20 protein-coding genes and 1 pseudogene are annotated in these 17,447 nt (G+C 71.0%); 17 read left to right on the forward strand and 4 right to left on the reverse strand.

Going from position 1 to position 17,447, the window contains the following annotated elements:
* Positions 1-42: 42 nt before the first annotated feature.
* On the forward strand, positions 43-456 hold the full coding sequence (locus FF36_RS00720) for a DUF7715 family protein (RefSeq protein ID WP_044882957.1): 414 nt from the start codon (positions 43-45) through the stop codon (positions 454-456).
* 281 nt (positions 457-737) lie between these two features.
* Here the strand turns inward: FF36_RS00720 and FF36_RS00725 are convergent, their stop codons facing one another.
* Positions 738-1,676 carry a PAC2 family protein gene (locus tag FF36_RS00725; protein WP_011603149.1) on the reverse strand — a complete coding sequence of 313 codons (939 nt, stop codon included), beginning with the start codon at positions 1,674-1,676 and terminating at the stop codon, positions 738-740.
* A gap of 399 nt (positions 1,677-2,075) precedes the next feature.
* On the opposite strand from FF36_RS00725, the gene FF36_RS00730 reads away from it, so the two are divergent.
* The gene (locus FF36_RS00730) at positions 2,076-3,149 is read left to right on the forward strand and encodes a hypothetical protein (RefSeq protein ID WP_044882958.1); all 1,074 of its coding nucleotides are present in this window, start codon (positions 2,076-2,078) and stop codon (positions 3,147-3,149) included.
* A 10-nt stretch (positions 3,150-3,159) separates the two neighbouring features.
* Complete coding sequence (locus tag FF36_RS00735) at positions 3,160-4,128, forward strand: NAD-dependent epimerase/dehydratase family protein (protein WP_044882959.1); 969 nt, start codon at positions 3,160-3,162, stop codon at positions 4,126-4,128.
* A 107-nt stretch (positions 4,129-4,235) separates the two neighbouring features.
* Here the strand turns inward: FF36_RS00735 and FF36_RS00740 are convergent, their stop codons facing one another.
* Positions 4,236-5,147 carry a 2-hydroxyacid dehydrogenase gene (locus tag FF36_RS00740; protein ID WP_044883052.1) on the reverse strand — a complete coding sequence of 304 codons (912 nt, stop codon included), beginning with the start codon at positions 5,145-5,147 and terminating at the stop codon, positions 4,236-4,238.
* 931 nt (positions 5,148-6,078) lie between these two features.
* Between FF36_RS00740 and FF36_RS40550 the strand changes: the two genes are divergently transcribed.
* The 3 genes and pseudogenes from FF36_RS40550 to FF36_RS00750 all read left to right on the forward strand — a co-directional run.
* On the forward strand, positions 6,079-6,136 hold a 58-nt coding region (locus FF36_RS40550), incomplete at its 3' end, for a hypothetical protein (protein WP_422615059.1).
* 58 nt (positions 6,137-6,194) lie between these two features.
* Positions 6,195-7,266 (forward strand): annotated as a pseudogene (locus FF36_RS36690) (LCP family protein); the annotation flags it as partial.
* A 397-nt stretch (positions 7,267-7,663) separates the two neighbouring features.
* Complete coding sequence (locus FF36_RS00750) at positions 7,664-8,614, forward strand: phosphotransferase enzyme family protein (RefSeq protein ID WP_082121577.1); 951 nt, start codon at positions 7,664-7,666, stop codon at positions 8,612-8,614.
* Here the strand turns inward: FF36_RS00750 and FF36_RS00755 are convergent.
* Positions 8,611-10,020: an NsdA family TPR-like regulatory protein gene (locus FF36_RS00755; protein WP_044882961.1), complete on the reverse strand. Its 1,410-nt coding sequence runs from the start codon at positions 10,018-10,020 to the stop codon at positions 8,611-8,613. The two genes, FF36_RS00750 and FF36_RS00755, sit on opposite strands and share 4 nt — an antisense overlap.
* A 138-nt stretch (positions 10,021-10,158) precedes the next feature.
* The gene (locus FF36_RS00760; RefSeq protein ID WP_052680871.1) at positions 10,159-10,509 is read right to left on the reverse strand and encodes a helix-turn-helix domain-containing protein; all 351 of its coding nucleotides are present in this window, start codon (positions 10,507-10,509) and stop codon (positions 10,159-10,161) included.
* Between the two features lie 503 nt (positions 10,510-11,012).
* Between FF36_RS00760 and FF36_RS00765 the strand changes: the two genes are divergently transcribed.
* The 11 genes from FF36_RS00765 to FF36_RS00815 all read left to right on the forward strand — a co-directional run bounded on the left by FF36_RS00765 (position 11,013) and on the right by FF36_RS00815 (position 17,431).
* The gene (locus FF36_RS00765; RefSeq protein WP_128423233.1) at positions 11,013-11,444 is read left to right on the forward strand and encodes a hypothetical protein; all 432 of its coding nucleotides are present in this window, start codon (positions 11,013-11,015) and stop codon (positions 11,442-11,444) included.
* On the forward strand, positions 11,441-11,638 hold the full coding sequence (locus FF36_RS35270) for a DUF6284 family protein (RefSeq protein ID WP_044882963.1): 198 nt from the start codon (positions 11,441-11,443) through the stop codon (positions 11,636-11,638). Before FF36_RS00765 ends, FF36_RS35270 begins: the two co-directional genes overlap by 4 nt.
* Before the next feature lie 70 nt (positions 11,639-11,708).
* Positions 11,709-12,047 carry a hypothetical protein gene (locus tag FF36_RS00775; protein ID WP_044882964.1) on the forward strand — a complete coding sequence of 113 codons (339 nt, stop codon included), beginning with the start codon at positions 11,709-11,711 and terminating at the stop codon, positions 12,045-12,047.
* A gap of 73 nt (positions 12,048-12,120) precedes the next feature.
* On the forward strand, positions 12,121-12,354 hold the full coding sequence (locus FF36_RS00780; protein WP_044882965.1) for a hypothetical protein: 234 nt from the start codon (positions 12,121-12,123) through the stop codon (positions 12,352-12,354).
* Positions 12,351-12,878 (forward strand): Pycsar system effector family protein, encoded by a 528-nt coding sequence (locus FF36_RS00785; RefSeq protein WP_128423235.1) that lies wholly within the window; start codon positions 12,351-12,353, stop codon positions 12,876-12,878. Before FF36_RS00780 ends, FF36_RS00785 begins: the two co-directional genes overlap by 4 nt.
* Complete coding sequence (locus FF36_RS00790; protein ID WP_044882967.1) at positions 12,875-13,978, forward strand: hypothetical protein; 1,104 nt, start codon at positions 12,875-12,877, stop codon at positions 13,976-13,978. Before FF36_RS00785 ends, FF36_RS00790 begins: the two co-directional genes overlap by 4 nt.
* Before the next feature lie 38 nt (positions 13,979-14,016).
* Positions 14,017-14,298: a hypothetical protein gene (locus tag FF36_RS00795; protein WP_044882968.1), complete on the forward strand. Its 282-nt coding sequence runs from the start codon at positions 14,017-14,019 to the stop codon at positions 14,296-14,298.
* Positions 14,298-14,543, forward strand: coding sequence for a hypothetical protein (locus FF36_RS00800; RefSeq protein WP_044882969.1), 246 nt, complete (start codon positions 14,298-14,300; stop codon positions 14,541-14,543). Before FF36_RS00795 ends, FF36_RS00800 begins: the two co-directional genes overlap by 1 nt.
* Positions 14,540-16,687 carry a cell division protein FtsK gene (locus FF36_RS00805; RefSeq protein WP_044882970.1) on the forward strand — a complete coding sequence of 716 codons (2,148 nt, stop codon included), beginning with the start codon at positions 14,540-14,542 and terminating at the stop codon, positions 16,685-16,687. The genes FF36_RS00800 and FF36_RS00805 overlap by 4 nt, the downstream gene beginning before the upstream one ends.
* A 222-nt stretch (positions 16,688-16,909) precedes the next feature.
* Complete coding sequence (locus FF36_RS00810) at positions 16,910-17,128, forward strand: hypothetical protein (protein ID WP_044882971.1); 219 nt, start codon at positions 16,910-16,912, stop codon at positions 17,126-17,128.
* Positions 17,129-17,173: 45 nt separating this feature from the next.
* Complete coding sequence (locus tag FF36_RS00815; RefSeq protein WP_044882972.1) at positions 17,174-17,431, forward strand: hypothetical protein; 258 nt, start codon at positions 17,174-17,176, stop codon at positions 17,429-17,431.
* Positions 17,432-17,447 lie beyond the last annotated feature (16 nt).

The following is a 17,447-nucleotide window of genomic DNA, read 5'->3' on the forward strand; positions in this document are numbered from 1 at the left end:
CCACCCGGAAGCGGTCGGGCGACCACGAGGAGCTTGGGAGTCATGAAACTTCTCACGGCCACCGCGTACGCGCAGGGCCTGCGTGTCGACGATTTCCACTGGGCGGTGGAAGGTGAGCTCGTAACCCTGCGTGCGTTCTGTGACATGCACCTGGACCGGCCGCATGGCCGGTGTGAGTGCGGCCGGGTCTTCGTCGGCCTGGGCTCTTTCTACGGAACGACGACGGCGATGGTCCGAGACCTTCCCGGAATTACGGAAACGGATTACCTGGAGGCATTGCGTAATAGTCTGGACGCGCAGGGGTGGGACGCCCGCCACGCCGACGCGGAGGCATCGCGCCTGCTCACAGAGGTCGACCGCTGGCCGGTGGGGGCGATCGTCGAGCGGTTCGTCGACGGGCTGTCGGTCCGGGCGCTGTCGGACGCGAGCATCGGCCGCGTGCCCGACCGTCGCTGAGACCGCCCGGATCGGGTTCGGGTCTCCCGCCGTCGTGGCGGCGGGAGACCGATGCAAACCGGGGTGACGGCGTGCCGGCGAAAGGGTGACTCTCGCCGGTGGCGAAACGGAATAGTGGTATTTCGCGGATGTCGCCAGGAAACAGCAGAAACCGGAAGGTCGTGCGCGCTCAGGGATTTGCAGAGTTCCTGCACGATGTGCGACAAGAGGTACAACCGGTCGACGCCGGGTCTGCTGGTTCCGAGCGGCCGGTTCCGAACGGCCGGTTCAGAGTGTCGGATTCAGGACAGCGGGTTCGGACCGCCCGGCTCGGACTGTTCGGCGAGGAAGCGTTCGAGCGCCTCCCCGAGCTCATCGGCGGTCGGCAACTTCTGCTCGGCGTCGATCGTGGGCAGGCTGGGGCCGCGCCGCCCCCGCTGGTAGGCGTCGTACTGCTCCTCCAACGCGTGGACGAGCGCCGCGGCCTCCCCGCCCTGGGCGATCTGGCTGTTGACCTCGTCCTGGACGGCGACCGCCGCGGAGCGCAGCCCGTCCAGCGGAAGCATGAGGCCGGTCGCCTTCGATACGGACGTCAGCAGCACCTCGGTGGCTGCGGGGTAGGTCGTCTGGGCCAGGTAATGCGGGACGTGGACGGCGAAGCCCATCGCGTCCCGGCCGTCGCGGCCCAGCTCGTACTCCAGCAGGTGCCCGGCGCTGCCAGGGACCTGGAGCCGGCGCAGCCACGGCTCGTAGCCGACGACCAGCTCCTTGCTGCTCCCGTGTGCCGTGATCGTCGCGGGGCGGGTGTGCGGAACCGCCATCGGCACGGCGTTGAGCCCGACGGTGAGGCGGACGCCGAGCCGGGCCACCAGCCCGCGGACGGCCGCCGTGAAGCGCTTCCACTGCAGGTCCGGCTCGGGGCCGGTGAGCAGGAGGAACGGCGTGTCCGACTCGTCGCGAAGCTGGTAGAGCGCGAGCACCGGGTCCGTGTAGCTCTCCCAGTGGTCCTCGGAGAAGATCATGGTCGGCCGGCGGGACCGGTAGTCCAGCAGTTGATCGACGTCGAACGTCGCGACGATGCGATGGTCGAGCGCGGTCAACAGGTGCTCGCCGGCGAGGCTGACCGCGTTGCCGGCGTCGACGACGCCGGTCAGCGCCTCCAGCATGATCGGGCGATGTGCGTCGATGGGGTCGTCGGACGCGTCCTCGGTGAGACTGTAAAGCTCCTGCGGATCAAGCACGATCGAGGTCCTCCTTACACCACCGGTCGCTTCCGTCACCTGAAAAGAAGCGCGGCAGACGCCGCCGGCATTCCGCCGGGGCCGGGGACCACCGGACGACGGGCGTCGCCCGCCTCGGCCGCGCACCGGCCTGACGCCGCCCGGGTCTCATGCGCGATTTTACCCGCTTCCCGCCTTCGGTAGGGAGCTGATAACGAAGCCGTCACACGCTGCCGCTAGGCTCCCGGAAAAGTTTCGGCGCCCACCCGGATGCCTGCAGCAAGCCAGCCGGCTCGGTGCGGGGGCCCGGCCCTGACGACCAGGACCGCGGCCGCCCCACCGGTCCCGGTCCGGGACCGGTCCGGGACCGGACCGGCGCGCCCGATCGGGCCCGCGCCGCGTGGCGAGAGGCGGCACGTAATGACGGACACGCCGACGGGAACCGGGCCACAGCGGGGGCCACTACGGGGCTCACGGGGGGGCGCCGTCACCGGACGAGGCGCCCCCACGGCCATCGACGAGGTCGACGTCCGCCGCATCGAGGCCGTCTGCGTGCCGTTGCGGTCACTGAACACCGAGGGGCTGCTCGCCGGCCTGTTCGATGGAATCGACGGCTCCGCCGAGCTGGTCGCGCTCGTCGCCGCGTACTGCGTGCTCGACCACGCGGCTCTGCTGATCGCCGTCGACGACTTCGACGCTGCCCTGGCCGCGCTGGCCTCGCTCGGGCTTGAGCCCAGCGCGCTGGTCCCGAGCGTCATCGTGCGGGCCCGGCTGGGCGAGCGTTACGGCGTGCGGCCGGACCTGCTCGACGTGCGCCTCACCCATGCGTCGCTGCGCTCCGACGCCGGCGCCGGCCGCACGGTCGAGATCTTCATGGTGCGGCGCACCCCCGAGCTGCCGCCCGGCCTCGTCGAACAGGAGCGCGCCTTCGAGCTGGAACGTCACTTCGCGATGCGGCTGCCCCAGCCGAACCCGATCATCATCGAGGGGCTGCGCTGGGTGCTGCGGACCCGCGCGGAGTTCCACTGGGATGGCGGCGGTTACAACCCGCACGACCGGGCCGCCGCGGGCGGGACCAGCGTGCTGTACTTCCTGCGCCTCATCCCGGACGGGTCGGGCAAGATCCGCCGGGAACGCCTCGAGGTGAAGTTCTTCGGCGACTATTCGGCGATTACCAGCACCCACACGACCACCCCGCCGGCGGGCGCGGACCTGCTGCTCGGCCTGCCCCGACCGCGCGCCGCACAGGGCCGACCGGGGCCCGACGCCACCGCCGTGGTGCGCACCGGCTGGTCCCCCACCTCCTGGTACCGCGCCGGCTGGTACCGCGCCGGCTGGTACGTGGCACGCGGGATGGTCGAGGCCAGGCGCACCGCCGCCGGCCGCTCCCGGCTGGTCGGCCGGGGCCGGCGGGACCCGGCCGACGGCTCGGGAGGCGGCTGGGGCGGCCGGGGCGGCGGGTCGTGGCCCGGCCCGGGAGACGACCCGACGTAGGCTCGCGCCGGTGAGGGTCCTGGTCACCGGCGCGACCGGCAAGGTCGGCGGGGCGGTCGTGCGGGCCGCACTCGAGGCCGGCCACCAGGTGCGGGCCCTGGTCCGCGACCCGGCCCGGGCGTCCGGCCTGCCCCGGCCGGTCGACGTCGTCGTGGGGGACGTCACCGACCCGGCGACGCTGCCGGCCGCCGTGGCCGGGATCGAGATCGTGTTCAACGCGATGGGCGTTCCCGAGCAGTGGCTACCCGACGCCGACGAGTTCGACCGGGTCAACGTGGCCGGTTCGGACAACGTCGCACGGGCGGCGGCGCAGGCCGGCGTGCGCCGGCTGGTGCACACCAGCACCATCGACGTGTTCGACGCCCCACCGGGCGGCCGCTTCGACGAGACCGCACTCGCCGCCGCCCCGAAGGGAACTCCGTACGAGCGTTCCAAACAGCGCGCGGAACGGGCGGTGCTCGCCGCCGCCGGTGGCATGCAGGTGGTCATCGTCAACCCGGCGACCGTCTACGGCTTCCCGCCCTACGGGCCGACCTCGATGGAAAGCCGGATGTTCCGCCCGGCGCTGCGCGGGCTGCTGCCCGCCGTCCCGCCCGGCGGGTTCGGGCTGGTCTTCACCGAGGGACTGGCTCGCGGTCATCTCGCGGCTGCCCGCGCGGGCCGCCCCGGCGCGCGGTACATCCTCTCCGACATGCACGTCGGCCTGCGGGAGCTGACCGCGGCGGTCGTCGTCGCCGGGGGACGCGGTCGCCCGCCGGCCGTCACCATCCCGGCCGCGGCGGCCTCGGCGCTCGCCGCGGGCGGCGAGGCGGTGGCCCGGCTGACCCGCCGCCCGCCGCCGCTCGCCCGCGGCCAGCTCCACTACCTGCGTTGGAACGCGATCCCGGACGCCACCCGGGCCCAGACCGAGCTCGGCTGGGAACCGACTCCGCTGGCCGAGGGCCTGCGTCGCACCCTCGCGGAGCTCGACCGCGCCTGACCGGATCCCGCGCCCACCCGTGGCCGGTCGACGAGGTCCTCCGGCCGGTCGGCGAGATTCTCCGATCGGTCGGCGAGATTCTCTGGTCAGCCGACGAGGTTCTCTGGTCAGCCGACGAGGTTCTCCGGTCGGCCGTCGCGGACGTACTGGTCGAGCTGACGGGCGATCACGCTCCAGATCCGCTGCGACACGCCGGTGGTCAGTCCGCCCACGTGCGGGGTGAGCAGCAGGCCCGGGGCCCGCCACAGCGGATGGTCGGGCGGCAGCGGCTCCGGATCGGTGACGTCCAGCGCCGCCCGCAGCCGCCCGGACTCCAGCTCCGCCAGCAGCGCCGACGTCACGACATGGGCCCCCCGGGCGGCGTTGACCAGGATCGCGCCGTCGGGCATGCGGGCGAGGAAGGCGGCGTCGACCAGGCCGCGCAGCTCGTCGGCGAGCGGCAGCATCACCACCACGGCGTCGTGGTCGGGCAGCAGGCCGGGCACCTCGTCGAGGGTGTGCACGTCGGGCCGCGGTCGCCGGGCCACCATGGTGACCTCGGTCTCGAACGGTTCGAGCCGCCGGCGCAGCGCGGTGCCGAGATCGCCGGCGCCGAGGACGAGCACCCGCCGGCCGGCGAGGGTCCCGGTCTGGTGTGGCTCCCAGCGGCCGGCTGTGGCGTCGGAGAGGAAGCGCGGGATCTCGCGGTAGAGGGCGAGCAGCGCGCCCACCGCCCATTCAGCGGTGGAACCGCCATGCGCGCCCCGGGCGTTCGACAGGGCCACCCCCGCCGGCAGCCGGCCGTGCCACTGGTCGGTGCCGGCGCTGATGGTCTGCACCAGACGCAGCTTCGGCAGTTCCCGCATCGCGTCGAGCTGGCGCTGCACCGTGCTCGCCGCCACGACCAGCACCTCGGCCTCGCGGGCCGCCGCCGGCAGGGGCGCGTCCGGGTCGTACCGCAGCGGCTCGATCCCGGGGACCGCCGACAGCGCCGTGACACCGCCGTCGGTCGGGACGAGGACGAGGACCGATCTGGACAAGAAGCCTCCCTGCACCGCGCCGCTTTGACCCTTCTGTCGTACCAGAGCCGCGGGCCGGACCCGTGCCCGCGGCCGTGCGTTACGGGCGCGCATGCCCGGCCCCTCCCTTTTCCCTGGAGGAAAGCCGCGCCGCCTGTAGGGACAAAACGGACACAGAGGGAGTGGGAGGACGGAGATGAACGCGGCTGCCCGTACCGGCGGGCCGGGNGGATCCGCCTGGGTGGCCGGCATGATGCGGCCGGTGCTGGATTTGCCCAGGTAAGGGCGGCCGTCGTCACATAGCGCGGTCCAGGTTGCCGATGACCGGGAAATACCGCTTATTGTGGTAGGTCTATCCGGTCATTTCGCCGGCATCATCGCGGGGAGGGGCGGCGACGTGAAGCGACCGGTGCCCGCCTCAGCTTCCCCTGACGTTCCGCCCGCGGAAGGCCGGTCCCATCCGCCCGCTGCTCGCGGGAAGGCCGGGCCCGCCGCAGCGGGGGCGGACGGTCCTCCGGTGGCCGCCGAGCCGAGACCGCCAGCCACCGGTGCGGCGGTCGGCACCGACGACGCCACGGCGCCGATCTACCGCGGACCCTCGGCCGCGTCCACCCGACCCGTCGCGTCGCCGTTGTCCGCGGTTCCGGGCGGGCCGGTCGCCGGCGGACCCGGCGATCCGGTGGGTGGTTCGGGGGATCCGGGCGGCGGGTCCGGGGCCGAGCCGGCCGCGCGGGGTCCTGGCCGCCGCCGCGGCGTGGGCTCCCGGATCACGCTCGTCCTCGCGGCCGTGCTGAGCGTCACCGTCCTCGCCGCGACGGTGTCGGGCTGGGTGGTCCTCACCGTCTACGACCGCAAGATCGCGCGGGCGAGCATCGCCCTGCCGCACGTCGACGTCTCCCGGCCCCCGGCGGTGCCGGCGGGAACGGAGAACTGGCTGCTCGTCGGCTCCGACGTGCGGACCGGCACGGACGCCGCGAAGGTCGGCGGGGCCCGCTCGGACACGATGATGANCGCGCACCTGTCATCGGACGGCACGNCCCAGATCGTCNCCNNCCCGNGGGNCCTCTNCCTGCCGATCCCCGCCTACACCGACGGCGACGGCGGCACCCACCGCGCGCGCCGGGACCGTGTGAACAGCGCCTTCAACAGCGGCGGCCCGGCCCTGCTGGTCGCGACCTTGGAGCAGCTCACCGGGGTGCGCATCGACCACTACGCCGAGATCGACTTCGGCGGATTCCAGCAGATGACGACCGCCATCGGCGGGGTCGACGTCTGCCTGACGGCGTCCCCGTACATCGAGACGGTCACCCTCGACAACGGCCGGCGGGTCCACGCGACCAACCTCGACGATCCCAGCTCCGGGTTCGTCGGGCAGCCGGGCAACAACCACCTCGTCGGCGCGCAGGCCCTCGCCTTCGTCCGCCAGCGCCACGGCTTCATCGACGGCGACCTGTCCCGCATCCACCGCCAGCAGGCGTTCCTGGCGGCGGTGTTCCGCAAGGTGTCCTCCGGCGACGTGCTGCTGCGCCCCGCCAAGCTCGCCGCGTTCCTCGGGGCCGTCACCCGGTCCACCGTCCTCGACGACGCCACCGACCCCGCCGACCTGCGCCGGCTCGCCAGCCGGCTGCACGGCATGAACAGCGGCACGGTGACCTTCGCGACGATCCCGGTCACCGGGCAGGTCGCCCACCCGGCGTTCTACTTCCTCTACGATCCCGACGCCGTGCGCGCCTTCTTCGCCCGCACGATGGGCGACGGCGACAGCGCGTCGGCCACCGCGGATCCCGCAGCGTCATCGGGCACCGACCCCGTGGCCTCGCCAGGCGTCACCCCGCAGCCCGGGCCGAGCCCCTCGGTCACCGTCCCGGCCGCCGGCACAGCCGGGACCGCCCCGACCGCGACCGTCTCCCCGGAGGCACCGGCGTCGGCCGGAGCCGCACGCGCCTCCGGCCGGGTCAGCCTGGCGGGCTCCAGCCTCATCGTCGCCGGGCCGTCTCTGCCGGGCGCTGCCATCACCCCCCAGATCACGACGCCGGACTCCGCCCCGACCGCCAAGGCCGCCGAGCTGGGAGGCACGACCGCGACGGCAAGCCCGACGGCCGTGCCGACCACCACGGCCGCAGCTTCCTGCATCCAATGATCGTGCCCGCCAGGGGAGACGGCGGCTGATCTAGCCCTTGAGCAGCGCGCGGGACATGACGACGCGCTGGACCTGGTTGGTGCCCTCGTAGATCTGCGTGATCTTGGTCTATGTCGACCGATCATGCCGTCTACCTGCACTGACGTGCCGTCGCGATCGGATGGCCGGCATAGAATCCACGCCACGGCCATAAGGCTTGATCAAGATGGTTGCCGGCGCAGCGACAGAGCGATCTTCTGGCGTCCGTCGGAGACCTGGTCGCCCCGCCAGGTCAGTCGGTCGTGGTCGGCTGAGGTGGTCGCCGAGCCAGCTCCAGCCGGGCCCCCTCGGGCCTCTGCGCTGTCGCTCCGAGGGTGAAGGCCGGCGGTAGGACCACTGGACGGCGAGGATGGTGGTCATGACGAACGCGACTCCAGGGCCGGCGGCAAACGAGCCGATAGGCATCGAAACCGCTGGATCACGGTCTGACCTTGGTGTGGAATCCAGTCGCCTTACCTTAAGGGCCGTTTGCCGGCGGGTCGGACTGAGCGACGAGGATGCGACCCTCATCCGGTTGGGTGAGAATGCCTTGTACCGCCTCTCCGTCGTCCCCGTGGTCGTACGTATCGCAAGAAAGGGTTATTGGGACGATGCGGTTAAGGAGGTGCGAGTCGCTCAGTGGTTCGCCGAAACGAATTATCCGGCCGTCAGGCTATACGACCTTCCGCAGCCTGTAGAGGTGGCAGGTCACCCCGTGACTTTCTGGTACCTGATCGATGGGCGCGATGGAACGGAATCGGAAGGTGATGTCGCACATCTCGGATTCCTGCTTCGCCGCCTACATCACCTCGATGCGCCGGCTACTTTTCGATTGCCACACGAGAACATTCTTGGACGCGTCGAAGGCAGAATTGCGAACGCGCCGACACTGGCGGCCGATAGAGAATTTCTCCTTGATAGGTGCCGGAGGATTCGAGCAGAGCTTTCGGACCTCGTCTTTCCGCTGCCCCCGGGGCCGACCCACGGCGACGCTCATGTGGGCAACATAATGATAAATGGCCGCGGTCCGATCCTCATCGACCTTGAGAGGGTCGCATGGGGACAGCCCGAATGGGATCTCTCAATGACCGCGACCGAGTACAGGACGGCAGGGTGGTGGAGCGACGCCGAATATGCGAGCTTCGTCGACGCCTACGGCTTCGATGTGACCGAATGGAGCGGGTTCGAGGTGCTTCGCCGCGCACATGAGATCAAGATGACCACATGGCTGATGCAGAATATACGAGAGTCCCGGGACATCGCGGTCGAGTATGAGCGCAGGATGCATACTCTGAGGACTGGGATTGCTGGCGGCTGGAAGGCATTCTAGCCCGATCTCATTCCGGTGGGTTTGAGGTTCGGGTAGTGGTTCTGAACTTTCTCGACAAAGGAGACTGTTAGAGGATCTTGGGGGTAGTCGGCGCGGAGTTGGCGCTGGAAGTCGACCAGGTAACGGAGGTAGCGCTTCGACTGGAGTGAGATGGCGTAGTCGACAGCCTCGGACGCCAGGGCTACGGCTTCGTCTAGACTGCCTCCGCTGAGGGCGCCTGCCGCGTTCACCATGCCAATGAACGCGCGAGTCCGCGGTGGGGTGTTCGCTGGATCAAGTGCCATTGCCCCGAAGATTCGGGTCTCCCGGGCGCGGCCCAGGTCTCTGTAGCAATGTGCCGCCTCGCCGGCAAGCTCTTCGGAATTGAAGAACGCGATCCAGGGCGGATCGTCGTTCGGAGTTTGACGCTCAAAAAGCTGTTCTGCCTTGTGAATGGCTCGAGTGCATCCTTGAGCTTCGCCTAGGCTTGCGAGTGCGCGTGCTTCCATAGCCAGCGAAAGGCATCCGGCCGTGACGTTGGACTTGCCCACGGTCGAGTATGAGGCGCGGGCGAGCTGAACAGCGTCATTGTATCGACCAAGATAGTTCGCCTGGTGGCTCAGGCTGGCGAGCATCCAGCCGCCTAGAAGGTCGTCCGCAGCCTCTCGTGCGAGTCGGAGCGCTTGGGCGTAATAGCGTTGAGCGGCTCCAAATCGACCGGCGTCGTAGGCGCTCCACCCTAATAGTTCTATAACTTCGGCGGCAGCTCGAAAGAGCTCACGCCTCGTCGGTTCAGAGTGATGTTTGCGGAGTAGAGGTAGTACTTCTGAACGGAAGTAGAAGAGTAGGAGGCGTCTGACGTGACCGCCGCCAAATCGAAAATCCAGATCCATCAAACTTGCCGCCGTCGCCCGAATTGCGTCGGCGGGACCGCCGGATGTTGTTGATGGCATCCCACCATCATCCGATATCGGTTCGGTCGGAATTTCGCCGAACAGAAATCCGGTAATCAAACCCGGAGTCGCATCGGTCCGCCAGGGCGCCTGAATGGCGGCAGGGTCATCATTGAGATCGGCCCCTGAAAGTTTCGTCAACAGGTCGACCGATGTTGCCCACTCAGTCGGATACCGAGCACCGTCTCGAGGCAGGTCGTCTAGCTTTGCAGAATCACCTCGATCAAGCCCAATGTCGCTAACGGTGATCGGGTACCCCAACTTGTCGCTCAGGGCCAGCGCAATGTAGTGGGGTGTCCTGCCCTGCGGAACCACGCCGTCCAGCCATCGCCGAACCGAGACGTGATCAGGAGAGATCGCCTGGCCGTCGCGGCGAGCGAGGGCCGCTACGCGTGCGGCAAGGCTCTTGTTGCTCACTCCGGCCGAAGCCATCACCGCAGCTAGACGGTGGTTCGGCTGCTTGATCGACCCCATCGACTATCACCTCGGCACTCAGTAAAGCACCCGGGGTGCACCCCCATGCACCCCCAGTTGCACACATGCACCCCACCGTGCACACTTCTCGGCCACGGTCACTGCGGGTTTGCTGATGACATGCACCAGCAGATGAGCTCACTTACTAAGGCGCGTCTCGATGCGCTCGAGGACGTCGCGGATCGCCCGCAGCTCCGTGAGCAATGCGTTCTCTTCGGCGTTCGCCGGCTCGACCTCGGTCGACGCAGTGTGCCGAGCGATCCCGAGCAGGTACCCGGTTGGCCAACCGAGAGCATCCGAGACCTTGGCCAGGGTTGCGCTGCTGCGCTTCCTGTCGCTGTCCAGCTTGGTCAGCTCCCTGAGGGTGGCGGTCGACAGCCCCGTCCGGTCGGAGAGCTCCTTCTGTGAGATCCCGGTCGAGTCCATCCGCTCTTTGACTGCCTTCGCGACCGCTGACCAGTCTTCCACGTCGCCGCCCTTCGGGATCACCAGAGATCTACAAGCCTACGACCACGCTCCACCAGCAGAACGCTCATCTCTGTCACCGCGATCCCAAGATTGGCGATCGTTAGCGCTTGACTAGCGCTCGTTGGCGCTGTTGCATGGGTCTCGCACCAGCAAGCAGACCCCCGGGGCTCGCCGGCAAGCCCGCCCCAGGGGTCCTAGATCCGCCCCCCACTGGAGGTAGACCTTGTTCAAGCATGCCTTCTCCCGCCCGCTGGCGGGTTCGGATGGCGACTGGCCGTGGCCGGTGTTGCCGAACGACCCGGAGCCGAAGCGGTGGACTGTGATCCTCGACGGCCGGCGTACGTCGGGCGGTGGCCGCTGATGTCGCGCTTCGCTCGGGTTCGCTGGCAGACGTGCAACCGGTGCCACGGCTCCTACACCTCCGAGCAGGGCCACCGCTGCCCGCAGGGCCGCCGGCCCGCGCCGATCGTCCGCGCAACGCCCGAGCCGAAGCCGTCCGCGGGTTCCGCGGACGAGTCGGGTCGGTGAGCGCCATGACCGCCCCCACCGCCGAGATGGTCAGCGAACGGCACGCCGCCGCGTTGCGCGCGGCCCTGGTCCTGCTCGACCGGGTCGGTGACGCCGCCGTCTTCTACCTCACCTTCCACGCGCCCTATCCCGACCAGCCGCCGGCCGCGAACGCGATGGTGTGCGCCCGCGGCGGTCGGGGCGAGACCACCGGGCCGGACACGGATGCCGTCCGCCTGGCGGACCTGCGCGCCGCCGTGGCCGCGGCGAACGCGACCTTCACCGAGTTCCACGAGTACGACGACCGCGCGAGCATCACCGCCCGTGTCGTGATCGACGGGGTCGAGATCGACCTGTGGGCCCCGCTGGAAGACCTGGAAGACCGGGAAACGATCGCCGCGGCCCGCGTCCTGGTCCCGGCCGCCGAGCCGACGGGAGCGGCGGCATGACCGCCGACTACCTCGCCGGGCTACGCGGGCCGACCGCCCGGGAGTTGCGCGCGATCGACGCCGAATGGCCGGTGATCGCCGCCGGCCTCGCCGACCTGGACCGGCTCATCGGTCATCTCCTCGACGCCCCCGCCGTCCCGGCCGCCCGCCGGCCCGCGGCGCAGAACCCCGCCGGCTTCCCGGCCGCCGCCTGATCTTCCCGTTCCAGGGATCCGGGCGGTCGTTCCCGCCCCGGGTCCCGTGTTTCACGCGGAGGAACCCGCCATGAGCAAGCCGAAGATCTGCCCCCGGTGCAAGGGCACCGGGAGGAAAGGCAAGAACCTGTGCCAGGCCTGCAACCCGTCCGGTGCGATCGGCGATCGGGTCGTCGGGGCCGGGCAACGCCTGGCCGACCGGCTCACCGGCACCTCGACCCGGCTGACCCCGATCGGGGTGGTGCAGACCCGCCGCGGCCGGCAGACCGTTTCCGCCCTGCCCGACGGCCTCGCCCCACCCGACACCACCGGCATCAACCCGCAGGCCTGCGACCGGTGCGAGAGCACCGCCGGGCCGTTGCGGCTGACCCGCAAGGGCGCGTTCTGCGCCGACGGCTGCCCGTCCTGACCCTGCCCGGGGTGCGGCAACACCCACCAAGACGGCGCCGCACCCCGGCTTCCTCCACAGAGGAGACACCATCATGACCGACCCTGCCGACTTCCGTACCGAAGCCACCCACCTGGCCAACCAGGCCCGCGCCTGGGTCGACTGGCTGGGCGAGCCGAAGCTCACCGAGCAGTTCGCCGAGCGGGCCCAAATCGCCGCGTTGACGTCGATCGCCCTGTCCCTGGCCGCCTTGGCCGCCACGACCCTCTCGCCGACGGGACCGACTCCCTACGCCACCCCGGTCCACCTGTCCTGGGAGTCCCGGTGAGCGCCCCCCGGTCCGGGTGGGTGACCGCGGCCGGTGTCGGGACCCGGATGCGCACCCGCATCGACCTGGTCGCCTCCATGCGCGCCGAAGCGGCCCGCAGCGACAGCCAGATCGGGATCACCCTCGCCGGTGCTGTCGCGGCCGTCGGGTTCCTCGCGACGACCTGGCCCCCCGACCGGCTGCCCACCGCGGCCGCGGTGCTGTGGTGGCTGGGCATGGCCGCGGCCGCCACCGGCATCGCCGCCCTGGGCAGGAGCCTGCGCCCCTCGATCCCCCGCGGCAGTGGGGTGCCGGTGGCAGCGTGGCACTGCTGGGACGTCACCCGCGCCGCCCGCGCCGGTGAGCTGACCGCGGTCCTGGACCGCACCGACAGCGACATCGACGCCGCCGACCGGCAGACCGAGCACCTGGCCACCGCTGTGGAAGCGAAATGGGCCTGGAACAGCCGCGGCCTGCACGCCCTGGGCGTGGCCCTGGCCGTGTTCGCGCTCACCGGGATCGTCGGTCAGGCGGTCGGAGCATGAGCACCTGGGCGGAGCAGCGCCGCGCCGAGCGGGCCGATGCCCGGGCGCAGGCCCGCCTCGACGACGACGCCGCGGCCGCCCGGGCCCGCCAGGACCGGGCCGCCGCCGCCGACCTGGCCGACCGGGCCCGCCAGCAGCGCCGCGCCGACCGGGACCGGCGCCGCGCCGCCGGGCGGGCGTGGCGGGCGGCGCACGCGGTCGACCTGTTCATCTACCCGCTGGCCGTCGTAGCGGCCGCGATGGCGATCCCGGCCATGGCCGCGTTCGGCCTGCACATCTTCGGGGCCACCGGCCTTCTCCTGCCCGTCCTGAGCGAACTGGGCATGTGGGCGTTCGCCGGGGCCGTCACCACCTCCCGCCGGCAGACCCCTGACCGGCCGACCGGCTGGCTGACCGCTGGCATCGGCGTGTTCGCTGCGGTCGGCTTCGGGTTGAACTTCGCCCACGGCCTCAGCAAGAGCGGAATCGTCACCGGCCTGGTCATGGCCGTCGTGTCCGTCGCCGGGGTCGCCGCCCACCAGCTCGTCACCGCTACCGCCCGCCTCACCCGCGCCGAACGGGCCGCGGCCCGGCTGGCACGGGCCGCGGCCCGCCGGGAACACACCGCCCGGCGGATCGCGACCCGCCGCGCCGTCGTCGCCCTGGCCGCGGACGGCACCGCGACCCTGCTCTACACCCCCGGCACCTACCAGCCCCGCCGCCGCCGCCTGGTCCCGACTGTCGTGCCCGGCCTTCCCGTCACCGACGGCTGGGACGCCGCCCTGGTCGACCTCGACCCCACCGGCGGACCGGCCGAACCCGACCTGTGGGCCGACCCGATTACCGAGCCCGACCAGCACGAATCCGCATCCGAATCGGGTGGGATCGCTGTCGCCGACCCGCCCGCACCCCCGCCGGCCGGCTGGGCACCGCGGCGGCCGATCGACCCGAAGGCCCGACAGAAGACCAGCCCGACCGACGCCGCGAAGGCCGCCCGGCGCATCGCGAAGCGGCAGGGCCGGCCCCTGACCGCCGACCAGCTCCGCACCGCCCTGCAGATCGCCCCGAAGCTCGCCCGCGAACTACGCGACCAGATCAACAGCGAACTGTTCGGTTCCTGAACCACCCGACCACACCCGACAACAGGAAGAAGACCGCCATGGCCATCGGGATCTGCGACCAGATCGACTGCACCGAAACAGGCCCGACCGTCGTCGAGGCAGGCAACCAGTTCACCCGCGTCTGCCACTCGCACACCAAGACCGCGATCAAGCTCCTGAAAGGCATGCACCCCGGCAAGCGGGTCACCCTTCACGAGAGGGACTACGACGGCCTTATCGAGGAGTGGCTGATCGCCCGCGGCGCGCAGTCCCTCACCGACCCGCGGCCCGCCCCGACGCGCGCCACCCCGTCCGGCCGGCGCCGCCTCGGACACCACTGATGGCCACCGGCGTCCGTGCCGACCTACGCCGCCTGCCCTGGTGGGCTCTCGGCCCCGTCATCGCCCTCGCTCTGATCGTCCTGGCATTGCGCGCGGTGGGCCTGGCCGTCGCGCTGGTCGTGGACATCGCCGAACGGATCGATGTCGCGGTCGGCACGGCCGCCGGGATCAGCCCCCTCGGCGCCTCCACCGTCCTGCTGCCCGCCGACGTTCCCGCCCCGGCCTGGCAAGGAGACCTCCGATGAGCGAACAGCCCACGTTTGACCAGGCCGACCCTGACGGCACGGTGCTGGCCGGCCCCTGGGTGCCTCTCCGCGACCTGGACGACTTCGACGAGACCCGCGTGGTCGAAGGCGAGACCGTCGACGCCGCCGCACCGGTCGACGCCGGTGTGGTGGGCCGGGCGTTGGAGCCGCGCCGGCCGGGTCCGCTGGTCCGCGCTGACCGGGTGCGGGCCGTGGCCCGGCCCGTGGGCCGGGTGGTGGTGCAGGTCGGCTATGGGCATGCGGTGTGGGCGCGCCGGGCCACCGACGCGGCGACGCATGCGGCGATCCGGGAGCAGATTCGCGCGGCACGCGCCCGGGGCGACGCGGTGGAGCTGGCGGAGTGGTTGGACCGGTTGCAGGCGGCGAAGAACGCCCGCCGGGCCCGGCTCGCGAGCCTGCCTGAGGTACTGAAGGCCACCGCGATCACCGCCGCCGCCGGGGTGCTGGTCGTGGCCACCGGCCTGGTCGCCGTCGGCATCATCGTGGGGGTCGTGACCCCGCTGGGGATCGGCTGGGATGCCTACTGGACGTTCCTCGGCTGGCTGCTGGGCACCCTGGTTGCCTGGGCCACCGTCCTGATCCCCTTGGCCGCTGCCGGTCTGGTGCCCGCGTGGTTGCTGGCGGCCTGGCGGGCCGGCCGGGACGACGCCCCGGGATGGGTCGCGACGTCCGGGGAGACCGACGTCGACATCGTCGTCGACGAACGCAGCCTCACCCAGGCTCTCGCCGCGCTACGGATCAAGCAGATCACCGACTATCTTAAGATCGCCCCGTTGCAGTACGTGGTGCCCGCCCGCAAGGACGGCCGCGGCACCTACGCGCTGATCCGGATGCCCGGCGGCCTGGCCGCCAGCTACATCACCGCGCAGACCCGCCGCGAGTCGATCGCCTCCAGCCTGCGCCGCCGCGTCGGGGAGGTGTGGCTGCGCACCGGCGACGACGCCGGCCTGCTCGACGTGTGGATCGCCGACCCCGGCGCGTTGAAGGAAGGCGCCGGCCCCTACCCGCTGCTGTCCGACGGGTTCGTCGACGTGTTCAAGGGCGTGCCGTTCGGCCGGACCCTACGCGGGGACGGCCTGACCGCCCCGGTCATGGAACGCAACACCATCACCGGCGGTCTGCCAGGCCAGGGCAAAAGCTCCTCCGCCCGCACGATGCTGGCCGGGGCAGCGCTGGACCTCACCGCCGAGCTGCGGATCTGGGTACCCGACACGAACTTCGACTTCGAGTACTTCAAGCCCCGCGCCAGCCGCTACGTGATGGGCGCCGAAGACGACAAGATCCGCCAGATCCTCGAAGACCTCCGTGAGCTCTACGCCGAGGTCCAGGCCCGCGGTCAGCTTCTCGTCGACCACAAGATTCCCGCGGTCACCCGGAAGATCGCCAGCCAGGGGGTGGGGCTGCACCCGCTGTTCTGCCTGCTGGAAGAGGCCCACCTCGCGATCCAGCACCCCGAGTACGGCGCGGAAATCTCCCAGCTTCTCGTCGACATCGTCAAGCTCGGCCGCAAACGCGGCATCCACCTGATCGTGTCCACGCAGGCACCGACGAAGGACTCGATGCCCCGCGATGTCACCCGCAACTGCTCCAACGGCATCGCCTACGCCGTTGGAGACCACGTCGCCAACGACGCCCTGTTGGGCCAAGGCGCCTACAAGGCCGGCCACCGAGCCACCGAACTCATCCCCGGTACCGACAAGGGCACCGCCGTGGTCAAGGGCTTCACCGGTGAACGCTCCGTCATGGCCCAGACCTACTTCATCCACGTCGACCAGGTCCCCGCCCTCATCCGCCGCGCCCTGGACGAGCTGGACCGCAAGGGCCTGCCCGTCCCCGGCTCCACCACCCCCCGACCCGCCGACCAGACCGGCAACCGCGATCTGCTCGACGACCTCGACCAGGTCCTCGGCACCGAGGTCCTCCCCGTCGCGAAGGCCGCCGCGCTGCTGCAGAACCTCGCCCCCACCTGGCCGGCGTACAAGGCCCTCACGGGCGCCGCCCTGGTCAAGCTCCTCGCCACCGAAGGGATCAAGGTGCCGTCGACCGGGAACCGGTGGCCCCTCGACCCGCTCACTGTCCGTGAGGAAATCAACCGGAGGTCCACCGCCGACCTCGACGAGTGAGTGACCCCCCACCCCCGTCCGAACCCTGCCCCGCAGCCCCCGCCGACACCCCCGAACTCACCGCCTCACCAGGCCTCACCCCGCTAACACCCCGCAGACCAGCACCCATATCGATCATCCAGGACCGTCCGGTTAGAGATCTAACCCGGTTCCCGTGATCTCACCGGCCGCGGCCACCATCCCCCACCCCCACGTCCGACTACCCACGGCAAGGAGACCCTGATGGGACTTGGCAGGCGGCTCGTCGACCGGATCGTCGGCGACACCAACCGGACCAAGCCATCCAACGGCACGCACTGCGGCGCCTGCGGCCACCCCTACACCGACGCCGACCCGGCCAAGAAGGTCTGCTGGGACGGCTACGGCGGCACGCGCGGCACCCACAAGGTCCACCTCAGCCACACCACCGACCCGGCCAGCGGCTACTACCAAGCTCGCTGATCGCCTGACCCACCCCACCCGACCGGCACCGAAGGGACATCCGCCATGCCGAAGCCGATGTACTCGATCTACTGCACCGACCAGGACCACGGGGTGATGGGCACCCGCCGGGTCCGCAGCCAGGCCGAGGCCGAGCAGTGGGCCGAGGAGCACGAGCAGGAACACCGCGACCGCGGCGACCACCGCAACAACGTCACCCCCGTCGAGATCCGCCTCCTGCCCCGCACCCCACGCGCCCCCGCTGACGCGCCCCCCGCTGCCCGCCGTCGCAGAGCCGGGCCCGGACCCGCGGTCCGCTCCTGACCGACCCGCCCCCACA

The sequence above is a fragment of the Frankia torreyi genome (assembly GCF_000948395.1).
Taxonomy (GTDB): Bacteria; Actinomycetota; Actinomycetes; order Frankiales; family Frankiaceae; genus Frankia; species Frankia torreyi.

Coding starts and splice junctions, on each gene's coding strand:
- FF36_RS35270 (WP_044882963.1), top strand. CDS start 11,441: ATGACCGCCGACTACCTCGCCGGGCTACGCGGGCCGACCGCCCGGGAG.
- FF36_RS00780 (WP_044882965.1), top strand. CDS start 12,121: ATGACCGACCCTGCCGACTTCCGTACCGAAGCCACCCACCTGGCCAAC.
- FF36_RS00790 (WP_044882967.1), top strand. CDS start 12,875: ATGAGCACCTGGGCGGAGCAGCGCCGCGCCGAGCGGGCCGATGCCCGG.
- FF36_RS00775 (WP_044882964.1), top strand. CDS start 11,709: ATGAGCAAGCCGAAGATCTGCCCCCGGTGCAAGGGCACCGGGAGGAAA.
- FF36_RS00805 (WP_044882970.1), top strand. CDS start 14,540: ATGAGCGAACAGCCCACGTTTGACCAGGCCGACCCTGACGGCACGGTG.
- FF36_RS00720 (WP_044882957.1), top strand. CDS start 43: ATGAAACTTCTCACGGCCACCGCGTACGCGCAGGGCCTGCGTGTCGAC.
- FF36_RS00815 (WP_044882972.1), top strand. CDS start 17,174: ATGCCGAAGCCGATGTACTCGATCTACTGCACCGACCAGGACCACGGG.
- FF36_RS00800 (WP_044882969.1), top strand. CDS start 14,298: ATGGCCACCGGCGTCCGTGCCGACCTACGCCGCCTGCCCTGGTGGGCT.
- FF36_RS00810 (WP_044882971.1), top strand. CDS start 16,910: ATGGGACTTGGCAGGCGGCTCGTCGACCGGATCGTCGGCGACACCAAC.
- FF36_RS00795 (WP_044882968.1), top strand. CDS start 14,017: ATGGCCATCGGGATCTGCGACCAGATCGACTGCACCGAAACAGGCCCG.
- FF36_RS00755 (WP_044882961.1), bottom strand. CDS start 10,020: ATGGGGTCGATCAAGCAGCCGAACCACCGTCTAGCTGCGGTGATGGCT.
- FF36_RS00730 (WP_044882958.1), top strand. CDS start 2,076: ATGACGGACACGCCGACGGGAACCGGGCCACAGCGGGGGCCACTACGG.
- FF36_RS00750 (WP_082121577.1), top strand. CDS start 7,664: ATGACGAACGCGACTCCAGGGCCGGCGGCAAACGAGCCGATAGGCATC.